The sequence below is a fragment of the Paraburkholderia sp. SIMBA_027 genome, assembly GCF_046535315.1.
Lineage (GTDB): Bacteria > Pseudomonadota > Gammaproteobacteria > Burkholderiales > Burkholderiaceae > Paraburkholderia > Paraburkholderia tropica.
The window spans coordinates 456,613-478,672 of sequence record NZ_JAWRWY010000001.1; the positions used below are offsets into that span (position 1 = coordinate 456,613).

A 22,060-nucleotide genomic window follows, 5' to 3' on the forward strand; every position below is an offset into this window, starting at 1 on the left:
CTCATGGCCGACCGTCGATTTTTCTCCCGCACGCCGCTGCGTGCCACCGCCTGCGCGTGTTGCGCCGTGGCCGCGTTCGCCATCGGCGCGACGCTGCTCACCGCCGCCCACGCCGATAACACCCCCGCCGCCGCCGACACGCCCGCGCCCTCCGCCGCCGTGCAGACCGTGCGCGTGACGCGCGGCGCGGTCTCGCAGACGCTCGTCGCCTACGGCACCGTCGCCGCGGCCGCCGCGAACGCCACCACGGTCAGCCTGCCGTATCTCGCGCGCGTGACGCGCGTGCTCGTGCAGCCGGGCCAGACCGTCGCGCGCGGTGCGCCGCTGTTCGTCGTGCAGGCCGATCCGAACGCCGTGATCGCCTGGACGCAGGCGCAAAGCTCGGCCACGCTCGCGCGCGGCGAACTCGCGCGCACGCAGTCGCTCTATCGCGACGGCCTCGCCACGCAATCGCAACTGGCCGCCACGCAAAAGGCGCTCGACGACGCGCAGCAGGCACTCGCCGCGCAGCACGCCACCGGCATTGCCGCGGGCGAGAATACGGTGACGGCGCCGGTCGCCGGCGTGATCGCGCAACTCACGGCCGCGCCTGGCGACCAGGTGCAGGCGGGCGCCGCGCTCGCGCAACTCGTCGCCGACAACCCGGCCAACGCCCACGCGGCGAACGTCTCGCTCGGCGTCGAACCCGCCGAAGCGCTCACGCTGCATGCGGGCGACCGTGTCGTGCTGCGACCGCTCGCGCCCACGCTCGACGGTCTGCAAGCGCAAGGACGCATCGTGCTGGTCGGCGCGGCCATCGATGCGCAGAGCCAGCTCGTCAACGTCGGCGCCAACGTGCCGCTCGCGGGCACCGCCTTCCTGCCCGGCACGCGCGTGCGCGCCGATATCGACACGCAAACCGGCATCTGGTGGAACGTGCCGCGCGCGGCCGTGCTGCAGGACGATCGCGGCCACTACGTCTATCAGATCGCGCCCGGCAACAAGGCGCAGCGCGTCAACGTCACGGTCAAGGTCGAGCACGGCAACGCTTACGGCGTGGACGGTCCGCTCGACGCCGCGCGCGCGCTCGTCGTCAGCGGCAACGACGAACTCGAAGACGGCATGGCCGTGCGCCTCGCCCAGACGAAGCAAGGCGACGCGCAATGACGTTCAGCCAATGGATGCAGCGGCATCGCCGCTCGCTGCTGTTCGTGATCGCGCTCGCCGCCGTCGCCGGTGCGCTGACCGCGCTGCGTTTGCCGATCTCGCTGTTCCCGAACGTGTCGTTTCCGCGCGCCGTGATTTCGCTCGATGCGGGCGACCGTCCCGCCGAGCAGATGGCGACGCTCGTGACGATGCCCGTCGAAGAAGCGCTGCGCCGCGTGCCGAACGTGCGCGACGTCGAATCGCGCACGAGTCGCGGCGCGGCCGAAATCTCGCTGAATTTCGACTGGGGCACCGACATGGCGCAGGCCACGCTGCAGGCGCAGTCGGCCATCGCCGAGATCCTCGCGACGCTGCCGCCCGGTACTTCCATGCAGGTGCGCCGCATGGATCCGACCGTGTTTCCGGTGCTCGCGTACAGCCTCACCTCGCACAAGCAGTCGCTCGCGCAACTCTACGATCTCGCGCAGTTCCAGTTGCGGCCGCTGCTGTCGTCGGTGGCGGGCGTCGCGCGCGTGGACGTGACGGGCGGCGCGCGCGACGAGCTCGAAGTGGCCGTCGATCCGCAGCGCCTCGCGGCGTACAAGCTCTCGGTCGCCGACGTCTCGCGCGCCGTGGGCGCGGGCAATGTGCTGATGGCCACGGGCCGCATCGAGGATCACGACAAGCTCTATCTCGTCGTCGCCAATGCGGCGCTCGGCGGACTCGACGCGCTGAAGAACGTCGTGGTGTCGACGAACGCCGGCAATCAGATCCGCCTCGGCGACATCGCCACGGTCACGCAAGGCACCGTGCCGCAGTGGATCCGCGTGACCGCCGACGGTCAGGATGCCGTACTGGTCAACGAGTACCAGCAGCCCGGCGCGAACAGCGTGGCGATGGCGCAGGCGATCCGCGACCGGCTCGCCGCGTTCGACACGCAGATGCCGCCCGGCGTAAAGCTCGCGAACTGGTACGACCAGAGCGAACTCGTGGTCGCCTCGGCCACCAGCGTGCGCGATGCGATCATGATCGGCGTGGTGCTCGCCGCGCTCACGCTGTTCGTGTTCCTGCGCAACGTGAAGATCACGCTGATCGCCGTCGCGCTCGTGCCGATCGTGATGGCCGCGACCATCCTGCTGCTCGACGTATTCGGCATGGGCTTCAACATCATGACGCTCGGCGGCATGGCGGCGGCCGTCGGTCTCGTGATCGACGACGCCATCGTGATGATCGAGCACATCGCGCGGCGCATGCGCGAAGCGGGCGCGCACGCGTTTCATGGCCGCGTGATGAGCGCGGCGCTCGAATTCACGCGCCCGCTCGCGGGTTCGTCGGCGGCCACGCTGATCATCTTCGTGCCGCTCGCGTTTCTCTCGGGCGTGACGGGGGCCTTTTTCAAGGCGCTTTCGGTGACGATGGCCAGCGCCCTCTTCATCTCCTTCCTCGTCACGTGGCTCGCGATTCCGATTCTGTGCGACCGCTGGCTCACCGCGAAAGACGCCGAAGAACATCGCGAGACGCGTTTCGCCGCGTGGCTCAACCGCGGCTATGCGCGCCTCGTCGCGCGCGTGAGCCTGCGTCCGGTCTGGGTGCTCGCGCTGATCGTGCCGCTCGCGGCTCTGTCGGCGCTCGCCTTCACGCGCGTCGGCAGCGGTTTCATGCCGTCGATGGACGAAGGCGGTTTCGTGCTCGACTACCACACGCGCCCCGGCACCTCGATCACGGAAACCGACCGCCTGATGCAACAGATCGAGGCGATCATCCGCGCGAATCCGAACGTGGCGACCTATTCGCGTCGCACCGGCGCGGGCCTCGGCGGCGACCTCAACGAGCCGAACAAGGGCGACTTCTTCGTGCGCCTGAAGTCGGGCAACCGCGAGCCGATCGACACGGTGATGGAAGAAATCCGCTCGAAAGTCGACACCCAGGTGCCGGGCGTGAGCGTCGAACTCGCGCAGCTCATGGAAGACCTGATCGGCGACCTCACGGCCGTGCCGCAGCCCGTGCAGATCAAGATCTATTCCGACGACCAGACCGTGCTCGACGCCACGGCGCAGAAAGTGGCCGCGCGCATCGGCAAGATCAACGGCATCGTCGACGTGAACGACGGCATCAATCCCGCCGGCGACGCCATCGACCTGCGCATTCGTCCCGACGCGGCCGCCGCGCAGGGCATGGACCCGCAGGCGATCGCGCAGCAGGTCGCCGATCTGCTCGACGGCAACGTGGCCACGCAGTACCAGAGCGGGCCGAAGAGCATCGGCGTGCGCGTGCGTGCGCAAGGCGCGCTGCAGATGACCGACACCGAACTCGCGCGCCTGCCGCTGCGTGCGCCCGACGGCCATATGTTCGCGCTGTCGCGCGTCGCCGCGCCCGTGCACGTGAGCGGCCAGCCCGAAATCAGCCGCGACAATCTCAAGCGCATGGTGGCCGTGACGGCGCGCATCGACGGCCGCGATCTCGGCTCGACCATCGCCGACGTGCAGCACGCGCTGGCCGATCCCGCGCTGCTGCCGCAAGGCGTCTATTACGAACTCGGCGGCCTGTATCAGCAGCAGCAGATCGCGTTCAAGGGGCTGATGGCCGTGTTCGGCGCGGCGGTCGCGCTGGTGTTCGGGCTGCTGCTGTTCCTCTACGAACGCTTTCGCGTGGCGCTGGCCGTGATGGCCATGCCGCTGCTCGCGACCGGCGCGGTGTTCGTCGGCCTCTGGATCACGGGCATCGAGCTCAATATCTCGGCGATGATGGGCATGACGATGATCATCGGCATCGTGACCGAAGTGGCGATCTTCTATGTCTCCGAATTCCAGGGCCTCGTGCGCGACGACGGCCTGCCGCTCGACGAGGCGTTGCAGGCCGCCGGACGCAATCGCCTGCGCCCGATCGCGATGACGACGATCGCCGCGATTCTCGCGCTGCTGCCGCTCGCCTTCGCGCTCGGACAGGGTTCCGCGATGCAGCAACCGCTGGCCGTCGCGATCATTTCCGGGCTGATCGTGCAGATGCCGCTGGTGCTGCTGGTGCTGCCCGCGCTGCTGCGCCTGCTGCTCGGCGGCGGCAAGTCCGACGGCAAGCCGGACGGCCCCACCCGCGCCGTCACGAAGCCGGAACACGAATGAGCGGCGAAAGCGCGACGAAAGCGCACCGAATGAGGGACAATCGCTCATCGCGCTGCACGCCACGCCGCACCACCCACTGCGCATTCAAGCGAACTGGAGCCCCACGATGCGTCTGCTACTGATCGAAGACGACGAAATGATCGGCGAACCCGTGTTCGACACGCTGCGCCGCGAAGGCCATGCGGTCGACTGGGCCAAGGACGGCCGCGAGGCCGAGCTGTCGCTCGCCAACGACGTCTACGACCTCGTGCTGCTCGACCTCGGCTTGCCGAAGAAAGACGGCGTGACCGTGCTCGCCGCCTACCGCAAGCGCGGCGGCGAAGCGCCCGTGCTGATCCTCACCGCGCGCGACAGCGTGACCGACCGCGTAGCCGGGCTCGACGCGGGCGCCGACGATTACCTCGTCAAGCCCTTCGATCTCGACGAACTCGCCGCCCGGGTACGCGCGCTGCTGCGCCGGCGCACCGGCCGCAAGCAGCCGGTCTACACGCACGGCGACCTCGCGCTCGACCCCGCCGCGCACGAAGTCACCCAGGCGGGCGCGCCGGTCGCGCTCGTACCGCGCGAATTCGCGCTGCTGCACGTGCTGATCGAAGAACCCGCGCGCGTGTTCACCAAGGCCGAACTCGAAGAACGCATCTACGGCTGGGGCGAAGAAGTGGGCAGCAACACCATCGAAGTGCACGTGCACAGCTTGCGCCGCAAGATCGGCGCGGAACAGATCGTCACGGTGCGCGGCGTCGGTTATCGCCTCAAGAGGGCCGAATGAATTCGATCCGGCGGCGGCTGCTCGGCTGGCTGATCTGCGGATTCGCCGCGGCCTCGGCAATCGCGGGACTCGCGATCTTTCACACGGCGCGCAACGAGGCGAGCGAACTGTTCGACTATGAATTGCGCGCGGTGGCGCTGTCGCTGCCGCTGAACCTGCGCACGGGCCACGGCGCGGCGCAGGATCAACAGCCCGACATGCAGGGCATCGCCGACGATCGCATTCTCATCGACATCTGGGACCGCGACGGCGCGCCCATTTATCACTCGACGCAAGACCCGCCGCTGCCGCGCAATCCCGTGGGTTTTCACGTGATCGAGCGCGCCGAAACGCATTGGCGCACCTTCGGCGTGCAACAGGCCGACCGCTTCGTGCAGGTCGCGCAGCCGATCTCCGTGCGCGAACAGCTCGCGCTGCAACTGGCGCTGCATACGCTCTGGCCGCTCGCGTTGCTGGTGCCGGTCGCCATCGTGCTCGTGCTGCTGGTGGTGGCGCGCGGCCTCGCGCCGGTCGGCGCGCTGTCGGCGCTGCTCGCCGCGCGTTCGTCGACCATGCTCGGACCGCTCAAGCTCGACGGCTCGGTGCCGATCGAATTGCGCCCGCTCGTGGAAGCGCTCAACGACCTGCTCGCGCGTCTGAATACGGCGTCGCAGGCGCAGCGCACTTTCATCGCCGACGCCGCGCACGAATTGCGCTCGCCGCTCGCGGCGCTCAAGCTGCAACTCCAGGCCGCGCTGCGCGACGGCACGCTCACGGGCGAGCCGCAAACGACCGAGCGCATCGCCACGCGCCTGAACCGCCTGATCCGCCTCGTGCAGCAATTGCTGACGCTCGCGCGCGAGGACGCGCAGCCGGAACTGCCAGTGGCGGCCGTGAGTCTGCGCCGCCTGAGCGAGCAGGCGATCGGCGACTTCTCGCTGCTCGCCGAGGACAAGCACATCGATCTCGGGCTGGAAGTGCGCCCGCCCGTGACCGAGGACGACGCCTGCAACGTGGCCGCCGATCCGCACGGTCTCGCCACGCTGCTGAACAATCTGATCGACAACGCGATCCGCTACACGCCGCCCGGCGGGCGCATCGACCTCGTGCTCACGCGCACGGGCGAGCGCCTGGGTTTCGAGGTCGTCGACAACGGGCCGGGCATTCCCGAAGAACACCTGGGCCGCGTGCTCGACCGCTTCTATCGCGGCAATCACGTGCCCGGCACCGGCAGCGGCCTCGGGCTGTCGATCGCGATGCGCATCGCGCAGCGTCACGATCTCACGCTCGTGCTGCGCAACAACTCCGGCGGCCAGGGCCTGACCGCCGCCGTCGACGGCTTGCGCGCGCAGGAAAGCCTGGCCGCTGTGCGCGCCTGACGTTGCGTTCGACGTTGCGTTCGACGTCGCGCGCGCGGCCAGGCCCAGCGCGTCAGAACGTCGAGCGCAATCCCACCATCACGCTGCGCCCGCCTTCCGGCGCGATGTCGCGCACGACCGAACTCGCGTAGCGCACGTCCTGGTTCGTCAGATTGTCGCCGCGCACATAGGCGAGCCAGTTCGTCGGACCGACGCGGAACTTGTACGTGAGAATCAGACCGAGCGTCGTGTAACCGCCGGTCGGCAGATCGTCCTCGGGAACGCGATGCTGTGCCCACGCATGCACGAGTTCCGCGCGCGCGCCGAACGGACCGTAGCCGTAATCGGCCGCCAGCGTCGCCCGCAGCGGCGCGATGCGCGGCAGCGCTGCGCCCGTATCGACATTGCGCGCGTGCGTGTAGTCCGCCGTGAACGCCACGTCCACGCGATGCGCGCCCTTCGCGAACACGCGCCACTTGCCGTCCAGCTCCACGCCGTAGAACTCCGCGCGCACGCCGCGATAGACGGCTTCGTTGAGCGCGTCGTCGGTGCCGGCGGGCACGACTTCGTCGTCATCGTCGACGAGGCGGCCCGTGTTGTACTCGGTCAGATAGTTGCGGAAGCGGCTGTAGAACACGCCCGCGCTCGCCTTGTTCGGGCCGCGCTCGAAGCGCAGCGACAGATCCGTCGAGACCGCCTTCTCTTTCTGCGCATCCGGATTGCCGATCAGATACTGGCCGGTCGCGTCGTGCGGCCCGTTCGCGTAAAGCTCGTAGAACGTGGGCGCGCGCTCCGTGTACGCGATATTGCCCGCCAGCGACCATGCCGGTGCGAGCTGATAGAGCGCGCCCGCCGAGACGCTGCCCGCGTTGAAGTCGCGGCCCTGCGCGTTGGCGAAGCGCTCGTTGCCGTTGGGCGTGGGATCGAGCTTCACGTGTTCGAGACGCGCGCCCGCGCTGAGCTTCAGGCGCTGCGTCACCTGCCATTCTTCGAGACCGAACAGCGCGATGTTGGTGGTTTGCGTGGTCGGCACGAGCGCTTCGTCGCCGAGCGCCGAGAACGTGTTCTGACTCACCTGCACGCCGATCGCGCCTTCGAGCGGCCCGATCTTCTTGTGCCGCGCCTCAAGCCGCGCCTCATAGCCGTGATTGCGGAACGTCGTGCCCACTTCGCCGTTGTCGATTTCGCGATGCTCGTAATCGGTGTAGCCGAAATCGAACTTGAGCTGGCTGAACGGCCCGCTCAGATTGCGGATTTCCGACGCCACGGCGACGTGATCCTGATGCATGCGCAGACGCACGTCGTCTTCGGCGACCGAGCCGTAGTCGCTCTGGAAGCCGTTGTACGAAATGCCCGCGTAGCCGTCGGCCCACGTGTAGGAGGTGCCGACCGCGCCGCCGTGCCAGCGGCCGTCGCTGTTCGGGATGCTGCCGTAGGGCTCGTCGGCGCCGCCGTCGGCCGCCCGCTGCGCGGCGGAATGCGCGTAACCGGGAATGCGCTGATTGCTGGTGTCGCGATCGAAGGCGTCGACGTGGAAGGCGAACTGCCCGTTGCCCGCCTCGACCTGCGCCGCGCCCGCGCGCGCGTCGTTGGCGCCGCCGTAGCTCGCGTCGATGGCGCCCGTCACGCCCTGGATCGGCTCGCGCGGAATGCGGTTGTCGATGGTGTTGACCACGCCGCCGATCGCGTTGCCGCCGTACAGCAGCGCCGCCGGGCCGCGCACGATTTCCACGCGCTCGATCGACAACGGATCCTGCGGCACGGCGTGATCGTACGAGAGCGACGAAGCGTCGTAGGCGGCCACGCCGTTTTGCAGCAGACGGATGCGGTCGCCGTCCATGCCGCGGATGATCGGGCGACCGACCATCGGTCCGTAGGTGGTCGTCGAGACGCCAGGTAGTCCGTTGAGCGTTTCGCCGAGCGAATTGGCCGCGCGCAGCGTGAGATCGTCGCCGCCGACCGAGGTAGCGGGCGAGATCAGGTCGCTGTCGCCGAGCGGATTGGCGGTGACGAACACCGGCGCGAGCGTGCTGCCGGTTGTCGTCGAGGCGTCGCTGTTGGCGTTCGACGTCTGCGCATGCACCAGCGCGCTCACGAGCGCCAGTGAAAGCGGCGTGAGGCGGGTGAGGTGCGAAAGCTGCGCGAACGGGGCGAAAGGCGTGAAGCGGCGCAGACGCGCGATCTGCGAAAGACGCTCCGCAAGCGATTCCACGCGCGAAGGGCAAGCGAAAGCGCCGCGAGGCTGGGCGCGCAGGCGCGCGGAACGCGGCTTCGAGGACGCGTCGGACTGGAAGAAGGTGGCCACGATGATTCTTGTTTGCGTCGTTGTCGGATCGTTGAAATAAGACGCGCGATGAAGCGCCCGTGAGGCGCAACGCGGTCGCGAAACCCCGTGGTCGGCGACCGCCGCGCAGCGAAGAAAATCGAAAGTGCTGTGAAAGCCGATGCGAATGTTACGTTATAACATTGCCGATTGTGAAGAATTATTTCGACAGCCAGGCGAAAGACAGACGCGCTCCCTGCTTTCCTGCCGACGCAGCATTGAAGAACAAATGCGAACAAATACCGCCACGATGCGCGACGATCCTGGGGTTTACCGCTGCGCTGCAAGCTTGCAAGCGCGTGTACGGAGAGGCATAGTGGCGCCATCGGGCCGCCGTCATGCCCCGAGGAGACCGCCATGGATCCACGCAACCGCCTGCGCTATCTGCGCGGCGTGCTGCTCGTCACGGGTGCGATCGCAATATTCGCGCTCTACCCGCTGATGATCGTCTGGCCCGCCGGCTGGGCCTGGCACACCGGGCACTCCGACTATCAGGCGATGATCGTCGGCATTTACGCGACGCTCGGCGTTTTTCTCGTGCGCGCCGCGCGCGATCCGCTGGCGAATTTGAGCCTGATCTGGTTCACGATCTGGTCGAGCGTCGTGCATGGCGCGATCATGGCCGTGCAGTCGCTGATGGCGCCGGAACATCGCGGCCATCTGCTCGGCGATGTTCCCGCGCTGTTCGCGATCGCCGCCGTTCTGGCCTGGCTGACGCCGCGCGCCGCGCCGTCCCGCGCGCGCGCCGTGGCCGGGGAGCCGGTCTGAAGCGCCCCGCCGCGCGCGGGCAGCGCAGCGAATTGCCGCAGTGCTCAACTTTCGGGCCGGCATGCCGACAAACAGATAGATGCCGTACCAGCACCGCGCGGCGGCGCGCGACATCTCGCGCCGCCGCGTATCGAGACGCCGGGGCGCGCATCGTCCGATTCGCCCGGCTCGTCCGATTTACCCGATTGCTTCCGAACATGTCCCGCCTTCCCTACCTCCGGTCCGCGCTGGCCTTCGGCCTGGCGCTCGGCTTCGCGCTGCTCGCCCAAACCGGCGGCGCCGAACCCGTGCCGGCCTCCTCCATGGTTGTAAGCCTCGTCGTGCAGCAGAGTTGTCTGATCAGCGCGAGCGAGGGTGTGAGCGCGACTGCGCCCGCGGTCAGTTGTCTGCACGGCGAGCCGTATCTGGTCTCGCAATCCGAAGCGCCGGCCATGCAGCTGGCGTCGGCGGTGCAGTTCGATTCGCAGCGGTCGTCGCGGGCATTCTGGACGGTGACGTTTTAACGGTCCGCAGACGCCGCCGCGCGTGTCGCGATCCGCGTCTTATCCGGCCCCATCCGCTCAAAAATAGATCGTCGCCGTAATCGTGTCGCTGTAGCTTCCCGGCGCGGGCGTGGTCTGTGACGGCACGCGCCCGTACACCGTGAACACCTGCTGCGTCCCGCTTCCCGTTCCGGCCGCCGTCGCGGTGCTCCCCGTGCCGTCGCCCCACGCGCTGCTATAGCCCGAATCCAGATAGAGCTGATAACTCACCGATCCGCCGCCTCCGGAGCGCGCCATCGTGCGCGCCGCGACATTGCCGCTCGAACCGCTGTTGAGCGCGATCTTGAACGCATCGCCGTTCGTGCATTGCGCCGTGATCGAGCCGTTCGCGCGCAACGCCGAACTCAGCACGCCCGCTGAACCGAACGCCACATTCGTCGCGCTGATGTTGCAGTTGTTGATGACCGTGGCCGTCGACGAAAACGCAAACGTGCCTTGCGTCGCGGTCAGCGTGGCGCAGGTCGGTGCGATCAGTGTGTAGAAGCCGTAATTGATCGACGTCGTATTGCCGCCGAAGCTCTGCGTATAGACCGTGCTCGCATTGTTCACGGTCGGCACCGTCGGTTGCGCCGACGCGATCTGTCCATAGACGGTGACGGTCGTACTCAACGAGGTCCCGCTCGGCTTGCTCATCGTGAGCGAGATCGGCGTGCCGTTCGAATAAATCGATCCCCAGATCTGCGTGTGACCGGCATCGCGATAGAGGTCGTAGTTCATCGAATTCGTGCCGTTCGTGAGCGCGCGCGGACTCGTTCCGCCGAGGTTGAGGCACACGAGCACATCGGGCGTGAGCGTGATGGCGGACCACGTGCAGGTCACGCTGATCGTGCTCGTGGTGGTGAACGTCGTGCCCGCGATCGGGCTCACGTTGCCGAACGACACCGGCGTGGCCGTCGCCGTGCACGCCTCGGCGTGTGCGCCGCGCGCCGCGAAGCCAAGCGTCAGGCACAGCGCGAGCATCATCAACAGACGTCTCATGGCGGCGTTCCCGCGCCACCGGCGCCCGACAGCGGACACACCAGCGGCCCGATGGTTTGCAGCGTCTCGCCCTTGCCGGCCTGCCACGCAAACGCAACTTCGCAATGCCTGTCACCGCTTTGAATCTGCAGATGGTTGTCCGATGACAGTCCGTCGACGAAGGTGATGCCGTCGTAACCCACGATGGTGTCGTGGCCGCTTTCCACGTGATGCACGCGCGCGCCCGCGGGCAAGGGCTTGCCGTCGGCGTCGTGAACGATGATCGACGCCGCGCGATAACGCGTCACCGTGAAATGCGCGAGCACGCCCGATTGCGCTTGCGGCACGATGTCCTTCGACGTGTCGGCGATGCGCGCGTCGGCCGGCAGATTCATCGTGTCGATGGCGAGCTCGTTGTGCTGATACGCGTTGAGATCGGGAATCAGCAGATGGCCGCCGCCGTCCGTCAAGCCGATCACGCGATTCTCGTGCAGCACGGGAATGCCCGCGACGCCATCGGTCGACACGAGCGCGAAACCGTCGTCGATACGGCGCGCGGGTTCGACCGTGCCGTCCATCAGCACGAGCGAGCCGGTCAGGTCGAGCGAGCCGATCGTCTGGTTGCCCACCTGCTGCACGGCGGCCGTCGCTTCGCCGTAGCGGCCGAGATATTGCAGCTGGCCCTGGCGGAACTGCGTCGAGCCCGTGCCGCCGTTCTGCACGCCCCAGCCCCAGCCGCCGCTGTAATCGGGCGGCTGCAGCGCGTTGACGTTCCAGGTGGACGCGCCGTCCTGGCGGCCGACGGTCGCGTTGATCGACGTGTTGTGGCCGAGTCCGATGCTCGCCGAGAGCAGCACGCCGCGCGAATCGCGCTGACGAAAGTCCTGGTACGCGCTCAGGTTCAGCGACACCAGATTGCCGAAGTTGAAGGTCCACGACACCGAGCCGATCTGCGAAACCGGCGCCGAGGGAATCTTGTAGCCGATATAGCTCACCGAAAACGTCTGGTTGCGCAGGAAGGGAATCGCGAGCGTCACGCGGTCGGTCGTGGTCGGAATGGGCGTGCCGTCGCGCGCGGCGAGATCGCCGTAATTGCCGAACGCGCGAATCGATTGCGCGTCGATCGAAAAACGCGGCGACACGAACTGATAGCCGATGCTCAACTGCGTGCCCGAGAGCTTGCCCACGCTGCCCGACACCGACCCGTTGAGCACGCCCGCCGTGCCGAGTCCGAACAACGCGCCGCCGCCCGCGTTGAAGAGACCCGGCGTGGTTTCGCCGTGCGCTTCGAGCGTGAGGTGATCGTTCACGCCATGACGCCACGACGCGCTCACGGCGGGCCGCGAATCGTAATCGAACGAATCGAGCCCGTAATTGCGGCGCAAAAAGCCCGCTTCGAACGAATAGCTCGACAGGCCCGTCGCCATCAGCCGCGTATCCACGTAGAGCGGCACCGAGGCCGAAATCGTGCGGCCGAGCGCATCGTGCGTGATGACCGTGGCCTGGCCCGCGCCCGTGATGCCCGGCACATCGTTGATGATGAACGGCCCGCTCGGCACCGTGCCCGAATACTGCCGCACGCTGTTGATGTACAGATCGACCGAAGTCGGCACCACGGCGCTGCCCGGCAGCGCGGGCACGGGAAACGTCACGAGGTCGGGGCGCAGCGCGAAGTTGCTGCGCCACTGGAAGCCGGCGATGCGGATCGCGCGCGTCCACGCAAGCGAGGACGTGATCGTGTCGCCGAACTGCGTGGTGCTCAAATTCGCGGGATTCGACATGCTCCACGAGGTGTCGTAGCGCACGTACTCGTCGCGGTCGCGATAGAAGTACGCCACGCCCGTGTTGCTGAACACGCCGTGCGGATCGAAGTAGCGCTCCTCGCTCCAGAGCGCGAATTCGTTGGCCGAGCCGGTCTGCGCGAACGCGTCGTAGTTGAACACGAGGCCGCGCGCGGACGTGGCGTTCGGCGTGGCCGCGACATCGCGCGTGTCGAACTGGAAGGGCTTGCGGATGGCGTTCGGAATCTGCAGATCGAGGCTCTGGCGCGTGGGATCGTAGCGATAACGCAGACCCGGCAGCGAGTCGAGATCGACGCTCGCATCGGGCGCGATGTGCAGTTGCGCCGTGTCCACGCCCACGGCGTCGAGGTCCTGGCCGCTCGCGAACAGATGCCCGCCCAGTTGCCGGAAATGAACGATCTGGGTCGTCCGCTGGCCGTTCACATCGACTTCGAGATAGAGGTCACGCGTGTCCTGCGCGCCCGCGTTGATCAACTGCCCCTGCGCATGCGCAGCGGCGCTGAGGAATGCGAACGCCACGGCGGCCGCCACGACCGCCATGCGCCTCGCCCGGCCATGACGGGACGCGCCTCGAATTCGTTTCATTCTGCGTCGTTCGTTTCATGTCTTCCGGCCCGCGCCTTGCGGCGACATACGGCCTCCTCCTTCACTGCGACCCGCGCGCGCCTCCCGAGCGGCACGCAGCCGTTCCCTGCCCTGATCGCGCGAAACGCGCTCATCCACCCTGCTCGATCGCCACCGCGCCTTCCACCGGCTGCGTGTTGACCGTGGCGCGCACCTTCATGCGGCCGATCCTCGCGTCGGGCGGCACCGGCACGCTCCACTGCCGGCCCTGATGCCCGAGCGCGTAGCCGAGCAGCCCGTGCGTGACGTCCCAGCTATGGCCCGAGTCGTCGAAAAGCTGCACCGCCGAAATCTGCGCGCGCCGCTGGCCTGCGTTGTCGGCGCGCAGCGCATAACCGTGCGCGCCGTGCACGAGCCGCCACGTCAACGCAGGCGGCGCCATGCCGCCGCGCGGCTCGACGAACACCGGCACCGAATAGCGCAGGCGGATCGTCACGCCGTCCGCGTTCGCCGTGCCCGGCGCGGGCAATTCGTCGATCAGCAGGCGGTAGCTCAGTTCGGCGTTCGCGTTCTCCGCCGTTGCGGGCGCGCTCGCGCCGCTCGCCGCGTTCGCCACATTCGCGGCGCCTGCCGGATTCACGCGCACGAGCCGCACGAGTTGATCGCCATGCGGCGCGATCTCGATGAGCGGCGGACTGGCGATGACGTCGGCGGTGGGCGTGAGCACGTCGTCGCCGTCCGCCTGGGTCCAGTGGAACACGCGCACCTGGCCGTAAAGCGGCGTATCGCCGGGATTTCGCAGCGTGAGTCCGGTGGCGTTCTCGCTCGCGGAGAACTCGATCGTCACCGGCGAGATCTGCAACGTGGCCGCGAATGCGCCGCCTGCGAACGCCCACAGCCACGCCGCCGCGAACGCGGCACAACCCGCCCGGCGCGCGCTCAAAAGTAGACCGTCGCGGTGACCGTGGTCTGGTAGGTGTCCGGTTTCGGCGTGGTTTGCGCCGGCACCTGGCCGTACACCGTGAGCGTTTGCGCCGAGCCGGTGCCCGTGCCGGCCACCGTGTTGGTGCCCTGCGTGTTGCCCCAGATCGTCGTGCGGCCCGCATCCTGATAGAGCTGAAAGCCGACGGTGGTCGTGGTGTTGCCGGTGGCCGTGCCCGCCATCAAGCGGCTCGCGACCGTGGACCCGGTGACGTTGCCGCCGTCGAGGCCGACGTTATAGGGCGTCGTGTTCGTGCAGGTGACGCTCAGCGTGGTCTGCTGGTTGATGGCCGTGGACAGCACGCCGTTCGTGCCGAAGGCCAGCGGATTGGCGGCGATCGCGCAGTTCGCCTGCAGCGTGAGCGTGACGTTGAAGGTGGCCGTGGCGGTGCCGTTGGAATACACGGCGGCGTCGGCCAGCGGCACGAAAGGCACCACGGGCAAGCCTGCAAGCGCCAAGCCGAGCGCGGCGGAACGGAGATTTTTGCGTTTCATCGACCTTGCTCCTGCATGCCAATCCGCGTGAGCGAATCACATCGGAAAACGGGGAAGAAAAACGGATTCGATAAGGAATTTATACGAAGAACGTCACTTTACCTTTAACGTAATTACATTTTGTTACAGTTTGCACATGCGATGCAGATAAGCTCAGTAAGACCTGCCTCACTTAATGCGTGTTTAATCGATATCAGTAGAACTTACGCGCGACATTATGCGCAACCGATGCGTTATCGAGGCGCGCACGACGCCACGGCGCTTTCATGATGTTCCTTGCAGCAAGGGCTATTACGGATATTGTCGGGAACGCATATTGCGCGCTTAAAACGCTTACTCGGCGGATTTCTTTAAAGACCAAACCAGCGCATTCGATCATAAAAAACGCGATGCTATTTAAATCGCATCGCGTATTAGATAAACCCGGTTTTCGTGCCGCAGTGAGTATTTACATTTGCGCCGCTTCAGCACTCATTCAGCATCGCTTTACCCTGTCGCTTTGCGCGCCATCACTTTGCCACTGCACCCACTTGTTGCAGAAAGGTGAGATTGTCTTCGATATGCCAGTTATCGGTGATCTTGCCGTCGCGAATGCGATAGATGTCCGTCGCGATGAAATCCACCGGTTGTCCCTTGCCCTGCACGCCGTTGAACGTGCCGGTGAAGTGCCCCGTGAAATGCAGATGCGTCACCACGCGGTCCCCGGCCACGACCATCTGCTCGATGTCGGCGTGCACGTCGGGCACTGCTGTATGAAACACCTTCGACGCCGCGAGCGGACCCGCCACGCCTTGTGGACGTCCCGCGGGCAACGTGCGATCCGTGAAATCCGGCGCGAGCGCGGCGCGCGCCTGAGCTTCGTCGCCCGTGCTCCAGAACGTGTCGTAGAGACGCGCGGCATGAATCTGCTGGTCGCGCTGCTGCGGAGGCAGGCTGCCGTCGACGATCAGTTCGCGCGGCTGCGCAAGTTCGCCGCCCGCGGCAATCGCGGCAATCGCGGCACTCGCGGCACTCGCAGCACTCGCGGGCGCGGCGACGCCGAGCGAAGCGGCGAAAACGGCTGCGACGGCAGCGGTAGACAAGCGGGCAAACGAGCGGATAGGCGTCTTCATGATGGGCTCCAGGTCGTGGGCGAGGTGCGTCTCGCGGTGCAGTGACGTCATTCTGCGCACCGCCGCGGCCTTTGATAATGAGTCCGTCGATGGAAGGATTTTCAAAAACTTCAGAAAGATAGCGAAAGACTCGGCAAGTTCCGCACGACCGTTCGACAACGTTTGCGTCCTCGGGAAGCCTTGCCTGGCGTGCCTCGGCGCTTTCGAGCGCCTTTCTTACAGCCTGATTTCAAAGGAATTTCAGTAGTTCCTTAAAAATATTTTAGCTTTGCCCTAAATATGGTCAGACGAATGTCGATAAGGAGGAGACGCCCGCGTCAGATCAGCCGCCGTAGATGCTGTTCGCCGCGCCACGTCCTCCCTGGTCAAATCGGTACAGACGCATGACACTTACGATCAGAGCGCGGATTGCGCTCACCTTCGCACTTCTCGCCGCCCTGCTCACCGTTTCCGGCGTACTGGGCTTCATCAGCACGGAAAAGGCGAACAGCGCGAACCGCGATACCTATCGCAACAAGCTCGCCGAATCCACGGCGATCGACAACGCGGAAATCTACATCGCGCGCACGCGTCTCGTGCTCGACCGCGTGGCGCTGCATCCGGAAGCGCCCACGGTCCCCGACCAGCTGCAGCGCGCAGCGGGCTTCTTCAAGAACTCCGACGAGTGGTGGAGCAAGTTCCAGCAGATGCCGCACGAGCCGGACGAACTGCCGCTGATCGAGAAGACCACCGAGCGCCGCACCAATATGCGCGACGCGGTGTCGGCCTTCACGAAGGCGCTGCAATCGGGCGACAAGACAACGGCCGACAACATCGCGATGACGCAGCTCTCCGATCTCTACAGCGCGATGAGCGCCGCGAACAACGAGGTCAAGAAGCATCTCTACGAGAACGCGAAGACGCGCTACGAGCAGGCTGAATCGAACTTCTACATGTTCTCGACGATCAGCGCCGTGATGGTGGTGCTCGGTCTCGTGGCCGCCGGTCTCGGCTGGATCATGCTGAGCCGCGCGATCATGACGCCGCTGAACTATGCGCTCGACAGCCTCCAGCAGATTTCGGGCGGCAATCTGAGCCAGACCGTGCGCGCCAACCGCAACGACGAAATGGGCACGCTGCTGGAAAGCATCGAAAAGACCCGCAAGGAACTCGGCGGCGTGACGGGCGCGGTGCGCTCGGGCAGCGAGTCCGTGTCGGTGGCCACGCGCCAGATCGCGGCGGGCATGATCGATCTGTCCGCGCGCACGGAGGAACAGGCCGCGTCGCTGCAGGAAACGGCCGCCAGCATGAACGAGCTGACCTCGGCGGTGAAGCAGAACACCGACAACGCGCGCACCGGCAGCGACCTCGCGCAGACCGCCGCCAGCGTCGCGGCGCGCGGCACCGAAGTCGTGCAGCAAGTCGTGAACACGATGGACGAGATCGAAGGCAGCTCGCGCAAGATCTCCGACATCACGGCGATGATCGAAGGCATCGCGTTCCAGACCAATATTCTCGCGCTCAACGCGGCTGTGGAAGCGGCGCGCGCCGGCGAGCAGGGCCGCGGCTTCGCCGTGGTCGCGAGCGAAGTGCGCTCGCTCGCGCAACGTTCGGCAGCGGCGGCGAAGGAGATCAAGGATCTGATCGCCAACTCGGTCGAGACCGTTTCGCACGGCACGAATCTCGTGTCGTCGGCGGGCGCGACGATGTCCGAACTGCATACGGCGGTCGAGCGCGTCACCGCGATCATGAACGAGATCGCTTCGGCGTCGGAGCAGCAGCAAAGCGGCATCGAGCAGGTCGACACCGCCGTCACGCAGATGGACGAAGTCACGCAGCAGAACGCCGCGCTCGTCGAACAGGTGACGGCCGCCGCGCAGGCGCTCGACACGCAGTCGAGCAAGCTCAGCAGCACCGTGCAGGTTTTCCGCGTCGCTTGATGCGGACTGGCGTGGCGCGTTTCCGGCAGTCCGGGAAACGCGCCGCGCCGGATCGGCTGTATTGAACGCCACGCATCAGCTTCGTTTTAACCAGGCAACATCCAGGCAGCACCCAGGCAGCACCCACTAGCAACACACGCGCGTCATCGCGGCCTGCGCAGCGCTGCACCGCCACGCCGCCGACTGCACGCACCCCACGCCACTCGCTGGAGTCCCCCTATCATGACATCGCCTGACAAGGCGGGCCGCCGCTCGTTCCTCAAAGGATCGATTGCGATCGTACCCGTCGCCGCCGTCGGCACGGCCTCCGCCGTGCTGCGTCCCACCGCGGACGACATCAAGCGCTCCGCGCCGCCGCCCGACACCCCCGCCCAGGAAAACTATCAGCCCGGCTATTTCACGCCCGACGAATGGGCTTTCGTGAACGCCGCGTGCGACTGCCTGATCCCGAAGGATCACATCGGCCCCGGCGCCGTCGAACTGGGCGTGCCGCAATACATCGACCGTCAACTGCAAACCGGTTACGGCGACGCTTCGCGCTGGTATATGCAAGGCCCCTTCCAGAAGGGCGCGCCCGAGTTCGGCTATCAGTCGAAGCTCACGCCGAAGGAACAATATCGCCTCGGCATTCGCGCGATCGATGCTTATTGCAAGGCGCATTTCGGCGGCAAGACCTTCGCGCAGCTCGACAAGGAAAAACAGATCGCATTCCTGAAGGATGTCGAAGGCGGCAAGATCCAGGACGACTTCAACGTCAAGTCGTTCTTCAGCGGCTTCCTGCTCAAGAACACCATGGAAGGCTTCTTCGGCGACCCGATGTACGGCGGCAACAAGGACATGGGCGCGTGGAAGATGATCGGCTATCCGGGCGCGCGCGCGGATTACGTCGAGTGGGTCAGCGAATCGAAACCCTATCCGTATGGCCCGGTCAGCCAGTACGGAAAGCGAGGTTAAAAACATATGGCAACAGTGAAAAAGAAGGCCGTGGATGCCGTGATCGTCGGCTTCGGCTGGACCGGCTCGATCATGGCGATGGAGTTGTGCAGCGCGGGCCTCGATGTGGTCGCGCTCGAACGCGGCGACGGCCGCGACACGATTCCGAATTTCGCGTATCCGCAGATCGTCGACGAGATCAAGTATTCCGCGCGCAACGCGCTGCTGCAGAATCTCTCGAAGACGACCGTCACCACGCGTCACACGAAGAACGACACGGCCCTGCCCTATCGTCAGATCGGCTCGTTCAAACCGGGCGAAGGCGTCGGCGGCGCGGGCACGCACTGGTCGGGCGTACAGTCGCGCGTGACGCCGGAAGAACTGCGTCTCTACAGCCGCGTGAAGGAACGCTACGGCGAGAAGTTCATCCCCGAAGGCATGCAGCTGCAAGACTGGGGCGTGACCTACGACGAACTCGAACCGCATTTCGACCGCTGGGAATATGTGTGCGGCACCTCGGGCCGCGCGGGCAACATCAAGGGCAAGCCGCAAGAAGGCGGCAATCCGTTCGAAGCGTATCGCTCGCGTGAATTCCCGCTGCCGCCGCTGCCCGATCACCCGACCGGACGTCTGTTCGCGAAGGCCGCGCGCGAACTCGGCTACAAGCCGTTCGCGCTGCCCGCGGGCAACGCCTCGGGCGCGTACACGAACGAGTACGGCTGCCAGCTCGGCCCGTGCAACTTCTGCGGCTTCTGCAGCGACTACGGCTGCCTGAACTACTCGAAGGCCTCGCCGCAAACCGCCATCATTCCGGCGCTGCTGCGCAAGCCCAATTTCGAACTGCGCGTGAATTCGCACGTGCTGCGCGTCGAACTCGACAAGGACGGCAAGCAGGCCATCGGCGTCACCTATATCGACGCTCAGGGCAACGAAGTCTTCCAGCCCGCCAACATGGTCGTGCTGGGCGCATTCCAGCTGCACAACATCCGTCTGATGCTGTCGTCGAAGATCGGCACGCCGTACAACGTCGATACCGGCGAAGGCACCGTGGGCCGCAACTTCTGCTACCAGGTGCTCAACAGCGTCAACATGTTCTGGGACAAGGACGTCTACATCAACCAGTTCATGGGCGCGGGCGGCGGCGGTCAGGCGATCGAAGAGTTCAACGCGGACAACTTCGATCACAGCAAGCTCGGCTTCATCGGCGGCGGCATCATCTGGGGTCGTCAGACCGGTAACGGTCCGGTGCGCGGCATTCCGCTGCCCAAGGGCACGCCCAAGTGGGGCGGCGAGTGGAAGCAGGCCGTGGCGGACAACTTCCTGCACACGGGCCGCATCGAATCGCAGATCAGCAACATGGCGTATCGCGGCTGCTTCGCCGACCTCGATCCGACCTACAAGGACGCCTACGGCGAGCCGCTGCTGCGCATCACGCTCGACTGGCAGGACAACGATCTGCGCGCCTCGGAATACGTGGCCGGCAAGATGATGGAGATCGGCCGCCAGATGAACCCGAAGAGCATCTCGGGCCGCATTCTGAAGCCGGGCGCGCACTGGGACACGCGCGCGTACCAGAGCACGCACGTGAACGGCGGCACGTCGATGGGCGCCGATCCGAAGACCTCGGTGGTCAACAAGTACCTGCAAAGCTGGGACGTCTCGAACGTGTTCGTGCTGGGCGCGAGCGTGTTCGCGCACGGCATCGGCTACAACCCGACCGGCCTTGTCGGCGGTCTGGCGTACTGGGCCGCGGCGAATATCCGCGAACGTTATTTGAAGAACCCCGGCCCGATGGTCCAGGTTTGAGGAGCCACACGACATGCGCAAACTTTCTGTAGCACTCGTCGCGGTCGTGGTGGTGGTGGGCGGCCTGTGGGCCGGCAGCCGCTCGAAGCCCGCCGTGACCATCGACCCGCAGGCGCTCGCCGCGCCGGGCAACGCCGCACGCGGCGAATACCTCGCGCGCGCGGGCGACTGCATGGCCTGCCACACCGCCAAGGGCGGCGCGCCGTTCGCGGGCGGCGTGCCGCTCGCGACGCCGCTGGGCGCCGTGTATTCGACCAACATCACGCCGGACAAGGCGCACGGCATCGGCGACTGGAGCTTCGACGACTTCGTGCTGGCGATGCGCGAAGGCGTGACGCCGAAGGGCCGCCATCTGTATCCGGCGATGCCGTACACGTCGTATGCGAAGGTCAGCGACGCCGACCTGAAGGACCTGTACGCGTACTTCACGAACCAGGTCGCCGCCTCGCCGCAGCCGAACACGCCCGCGGACATTCCGTGGCCGCTGAACCTGCGCTGGCCGCTGGCGTACTGGAACCGCGTCTTCCACGACGACGCGCGCTTCAAGTCCGACGACGCGCACAGCGTCGAATGGAACCGCGGCGCGTACCTCGTGCAAGGCCTCGCGCACTGCGGCACCTGCCACACGCCGCGCGGCGTGGGCTTCCAGGAAGTCGACCTGAGCGGGCTGAGCGCGCGCTACCTGAGCGGCGCGAAGATCGACGGCAGCGCGCCGGTCAATCTGCGCGGCGACAAGGGCATGGGCCTCGGCGACTGGAAGGAAGAGGACATCGTGGCGCTGCTGAAGACGGGCCGCAACGCGCACTCGGCCGTGACGGGTCCGATGGGAGAAGTGGTCGAGCACAGCACGCAGCATCTGAGCGATGCCGACCTGCACGCGATCGCGGTGTACCTGAAGAGTCTGACGCCGGCTTCGACGGACGCGGCCGCGCCCGCCTACAAGGCCGACGACGCGACGCTCACGGCGATCATGACGGGCCACGCGAACGACGTGGGCTCGCGCATCTACATCGACAGCTGCGCGGCCTGCCACCGCCAGAACGGTGAAGGCGCGGCGCGTGTGTTTCCGTCGCTGGCGAACAACCCGTCGGTGCTGGCCGAGCATCCGGACTCGCTGATCGCGGTGATTCTGGCGGGCTCGCGCCTGCCGTCGACGGCATCGGCGCCGGCGCCGCTGGCGATGCCGCCGTTCGCCTGGCGCTACGACGACGACGAAGTCGCGCAACTCGCGACCTTCGTCCGATCGGCGTGGGGCAATCACGCAAGCGCAGTGAGCGCGGATGATGTGAAGCGCGTACGGGCGCAGATGGGCCTGGAAGCGAAGCGGTAAAAAAAGCAGCAAACACCGGCAAACCGAGGGTTTGCCGGTGTCCCTCACGGCGCGCGCAGCGCCGCTGGATGGATGACGGCTTTGTCACTCAGTGCAAGGGTGCGAGAAGCCGGACGCTCCTACACCATTCCCCATAAACGGCAGTTTGCGGACGGCGTCACACTGGCGGTGTGAGCGG

General features: G+C 66.4%; 16 protein-coding genes. 10 read left to right on the forward strand and 6 right to left on the reverse strand.

The window, feature by feature from the left end; translation table 11 throughout:
* Nucleotides 1–3 precede the first annotated feature (3 nt).
* The 4 genes from SB764_RS01945 (at nt 4) to SB764_RS01960 (ending at nt 6,371) form a co-directional block, all read left to right on the forward strand.
* Nucleotides 4–1,146 (forward strand): efflux RND transporter periplasmic adaptor subunit, encoded by a 1,143-nt coding sequence (locus tag SB764_RS01945; RefSeq protein WP_410862476.1) that lies wholly within the window; start codon nt 4–6, stop codon nt 1,144–1,146.
* Nucleotides 1,143–4,244, forward strand: coding sequence for an efflux RND transporter permease subunit (locus tag SB764_RS01950; RefSeq protein WP_410862478.1), 3,102 nt, complete (start codon nt 1,143–1,145; stop codon nt 4,242–4,244). The genes SB764_RS01945 and SB764_RS01950 overlap by 4 nt, the downstream gene beginning before the upstream one ends.
* 106 nt (nt 4,245–4,350) lie before the next feature.
* On the forward strand, nt 4,351–5,013 hold the full coding sequence (locus SB764_RS01955) for a response regulator (protein ID WP_065063985.1): 663 nt from the start codon (nt 4,351–4,353) through the stop codon (nt 5,011–5,013).
* Nucleotides 5,010–6,371, forward strand: a complete 1,362-nt coding sequence (locus SB764_RS01960) for an ATP-binding protein (RefSeq protein WP_074983185.1) — start codon at nt 5,010–5,012, stop codon at nt 6,369–6,371. Before SB764_RS01955 ends, SB764_RS01960 begins: the two co-directional genes overlap by 4 nt.
* Before the next feature lie 52 nt (nt 6,372–6,423).
* Here SB764_RS01960 and SB764_RS01965 read toward each other — a convergent pair whose 3' ends face one another.
* Nucleotides 6,424–8,433 (reverse strand): TonB-dependent receptor, encoded by a 2,010-nt coding sequence (locus tag SB764_RS01965; RefSeq protein WP_410862603.1) that lies wholly within the window; start codon nt 8,431–8,433, stop codon nt 6,424–6,426.
* Nucleotides 8,434–9,030: 597 nt separating this feature from the next.
* On the opposite strand from SB764_RS01965, the gene SB764_RS01970 reads away from it, so the two are divergent.
* Together SB764_RS01970 and SB764_RS01975 are read left to right on the forward strand one after the other, a co-directional pair.
* Nucleotides 9,031–9,441 carry a DUF6632 domain-containing protein gene (locus tag SB764_RS01970; RefSeq protein ID WP_065063981.1) on the forward strand — a complete coding sequence of 137 codons (411 nt, stop codon included), beginning with the start codon at nt 9,031–9,033 and terminating at the stop codon, nt 9,439–9,441.
* 197 nt (nt 9,442–9,638) lie between these two features.
* Complete coding sequence (locus SB764_RS01975) at nt 9,639–9,944, forward strand: hypothetical protein (RefSeq protein WP_065063976.1); 306 nt, start codon at nt 9,639–9,641, stop codon at nt 9,942–9,944.
* A 57-nt stretch (nt 9,945–10,001) separates the two neighbouring features.
* Here the strand turns inward: SB764_RS01975 and SB764_RS01980 are convergent, their stop codons facing one another.
* The 5 genes from SB764_RS01980 to SB764_RS02000 form a co-directional block, all read right to left on the reverse strand.
* Entirely contained in the window at nt 10,002–10,961 is a 960-nt protein-coding gene (locus tag SB764_RS01980; protein WP_231957719.1) for a spore coat protein U domain-containing protein, read from the reverse strand.
* Nucleotides 10,958–13,327, reverse strand: coding sequence for a fimbria/pilus outer membrane usher protein (locus SB764_RS01985; RefSeq protein WP_321891946.1), 2,370 nt, complete (start codon nt 13,325–13,327; stop codon nt 10,958–10,960). Before SB764_RS01985 ends, SB764_RS01980 begins: the two co-directional genes overlap by 4 nt.
* Nucleotides 13,328–13,457: 130 nt before the next feature.
* Nucleotides 13,458–14,249: a molecular chaperone gene (locus SB764_RS01990; RefSeq protein WP_408583662.1), complete on the reverse strand. Its 792-nt coding sequence runs from the start codon at nt 14,247–14,249 to the stop codon at nt 13,458–13,460.
* Complete coding sequence (locus SB764_RS01995) at nt 14,246–14,782, reverse strand: spore coat U domain-containing protein (protein WP_080180255.1); 537 nt, start codon at nt 14,780–14,782, stop codon at nt 14,246–14,248. Before SB764_RS01995 ends, SB764_RS01990 begins: the two co-directional genes overlap by 4 nt.
* A 509-nt stretch (nt 14,783–15,291) precedes the next feature.
* A complete protein-coding gene (locus SB764_RS02000) occupies nt 15,292–15,894 on the reverse strand; it encodes an ester cyclase (RefSeq protein WP_410862482.1) in 603 nt (200 codons plus the stop codon).
* A 383-nt stretch (nt 15,895–16,277) separates the two neighbouring features.
* Here SB764_RS02000 and SB764_RS02005 point away from each other — a divergent pair, with 383 nt between their 5' ends.
* From SB764_RS02005 to SB764_RS02020, 4 genes are all read left to right on the forward strand, one after another.
* Nucleotides 16,278–17,813 (forward strand): methyl-accepting chemotaxis protein, encoded by a 1,536-nt coding sequence (locus SB764_RS02005; protein ID WP_065063971.1) that lies wholly within the window; start codon nt 16,278–16,280, stop codon nt 17,811–17,813.
* 222 nt (nt 17,814–18,035) lie between these two features.
* Nucleotides 18,036–18,767: a gluconate 2-dehydrogenase subunit 3 family protein gene (locus SB764_RS02010; RefSeq protein WP_173816788.1), complete on the forward strand. Its 732-nt coding sequence runs from the start codon at nt 18,036–18,038 to the stop codon at nt 18,765–18,767.
* Nucleotides 18,768–18,773: 6 nt separating this feature from the next.
* Entirely contained in the window at nt 18,774–20,552 is a 1,779-nt protein-coding gene (locus tag SB764_RS02015; RefSeq protein WP_065063967.1) for a GMC family oxidoreductase, read from the forward strand.
* 13 nt (nt 20,553–20,565) lie between these two features.
* Nucleotides 20,566–21,882 (forward strand): c-type cytochrome, encoded by a 1,317-nt coding sequence (locus SB764_RS02020; RefSeq protein WP_065063966.1) that lies wholly within the window; start codon nt 20,566–20,568, stop codon nt 21,880–21,882.
* Nucleotides 21,883–22,060 lie beyond the last annotated feature (178 nt).

Coding starts and splice junctions, on each gene's coding strand:
- SB764_RS01945 (WP_410862476.1), top strand. CDS start 4: ATGGCCGACCGTCGATTTTTCTCCCGCACGCCGCTGCGTGCCACCGCC.
- SB764_RS01950 (WP_410862478.1), top strand. CDS start 1,143: ATGACGTTCAGCCAATGGATGCAGCGGCATCGCCGCTCGCTGCTGTTC.
- SB764_RS01955 (WP_065063985.1), top strand. CDS start 4,351: ATGCGTCTGCTACTGATCGAAGACGACGAAATGATCGGCGAACCCGTG.
- SB764_RS01960 (WP_074983185.1), top strand. CDS start 5,010: ATGAATTCGATCCGGCGGCGGCTGCTCGGCTGGCTGATCTGCGGATTC.
- SB764_RS01970 (WP_065063981.1), top strand. CDS start 9,031: ATGGATCCACGCAACCGCCTGCGCTATCTGCGCGGCGTGCTGCTCGTC.
- SB764_RS01975 (WP_065063976.1), top strand. CDS start 9,639: ATGTCCCGCCTTCCCTACCTCCGGTCCGCGCTGGCCTTCGGCCTGGCG.
- SB764_RS01980 (WP_231957719.1), bottom strand. CDS start 10,961: ATGAGACGTCTGTTGATGATGCTCGCGCTGTGCCTGACGCTTGGCTTC.
- SB764_RS01985 (WP_321891946.1), bottom strand. CDS start 13,327: ATGAAACGAATTCGAGGCGCGTCCCGTCATGGCCGGGCGAGGCGCATG.
- SB764_RS01995 (WP_080180255.1), bottom strand. CDS start 14,782: ATGAAACGCAAAAATCTCCGTTCCGCCGCGCTCGGCTTGGCGCTTGCA.
- SB764_RS02000 (WP_410862482.1), bottom strand. CDS start 15,894: ATGAAGACGCCTATCCGCTCGTTTGCCCGCTTGTCTACCGCTGCCGTC.
- SB764_RS02005 (WP_065063971.1), top strand. CDS start 16,278: ATGACACTTACGATCAGAGCGCGGATTGCGCTCACCTTCGCACTTCTC.
- SB764_RS02010 (WP_173816788.1), top strand. CDS start 18,036: ATGACATCGCCTGACAAGGCGGGCCGCCGCTCGTTCCTCAAAGGATCG.
- SB764_RS02015 (WP_065063967.1), top strand. CDS start 18,774: ATGGCAACAGTGAAAAAGAAGGCCGTGGATGCCGTGATCGTCGGCTTC.
- SB764_RS02020 (WP_065063966.1), top strand. CDS start 20,566: ATGCGCAAACTTTCTGTAGCACTCGTCGCGGTCGTGGTGGTGGTGGGC.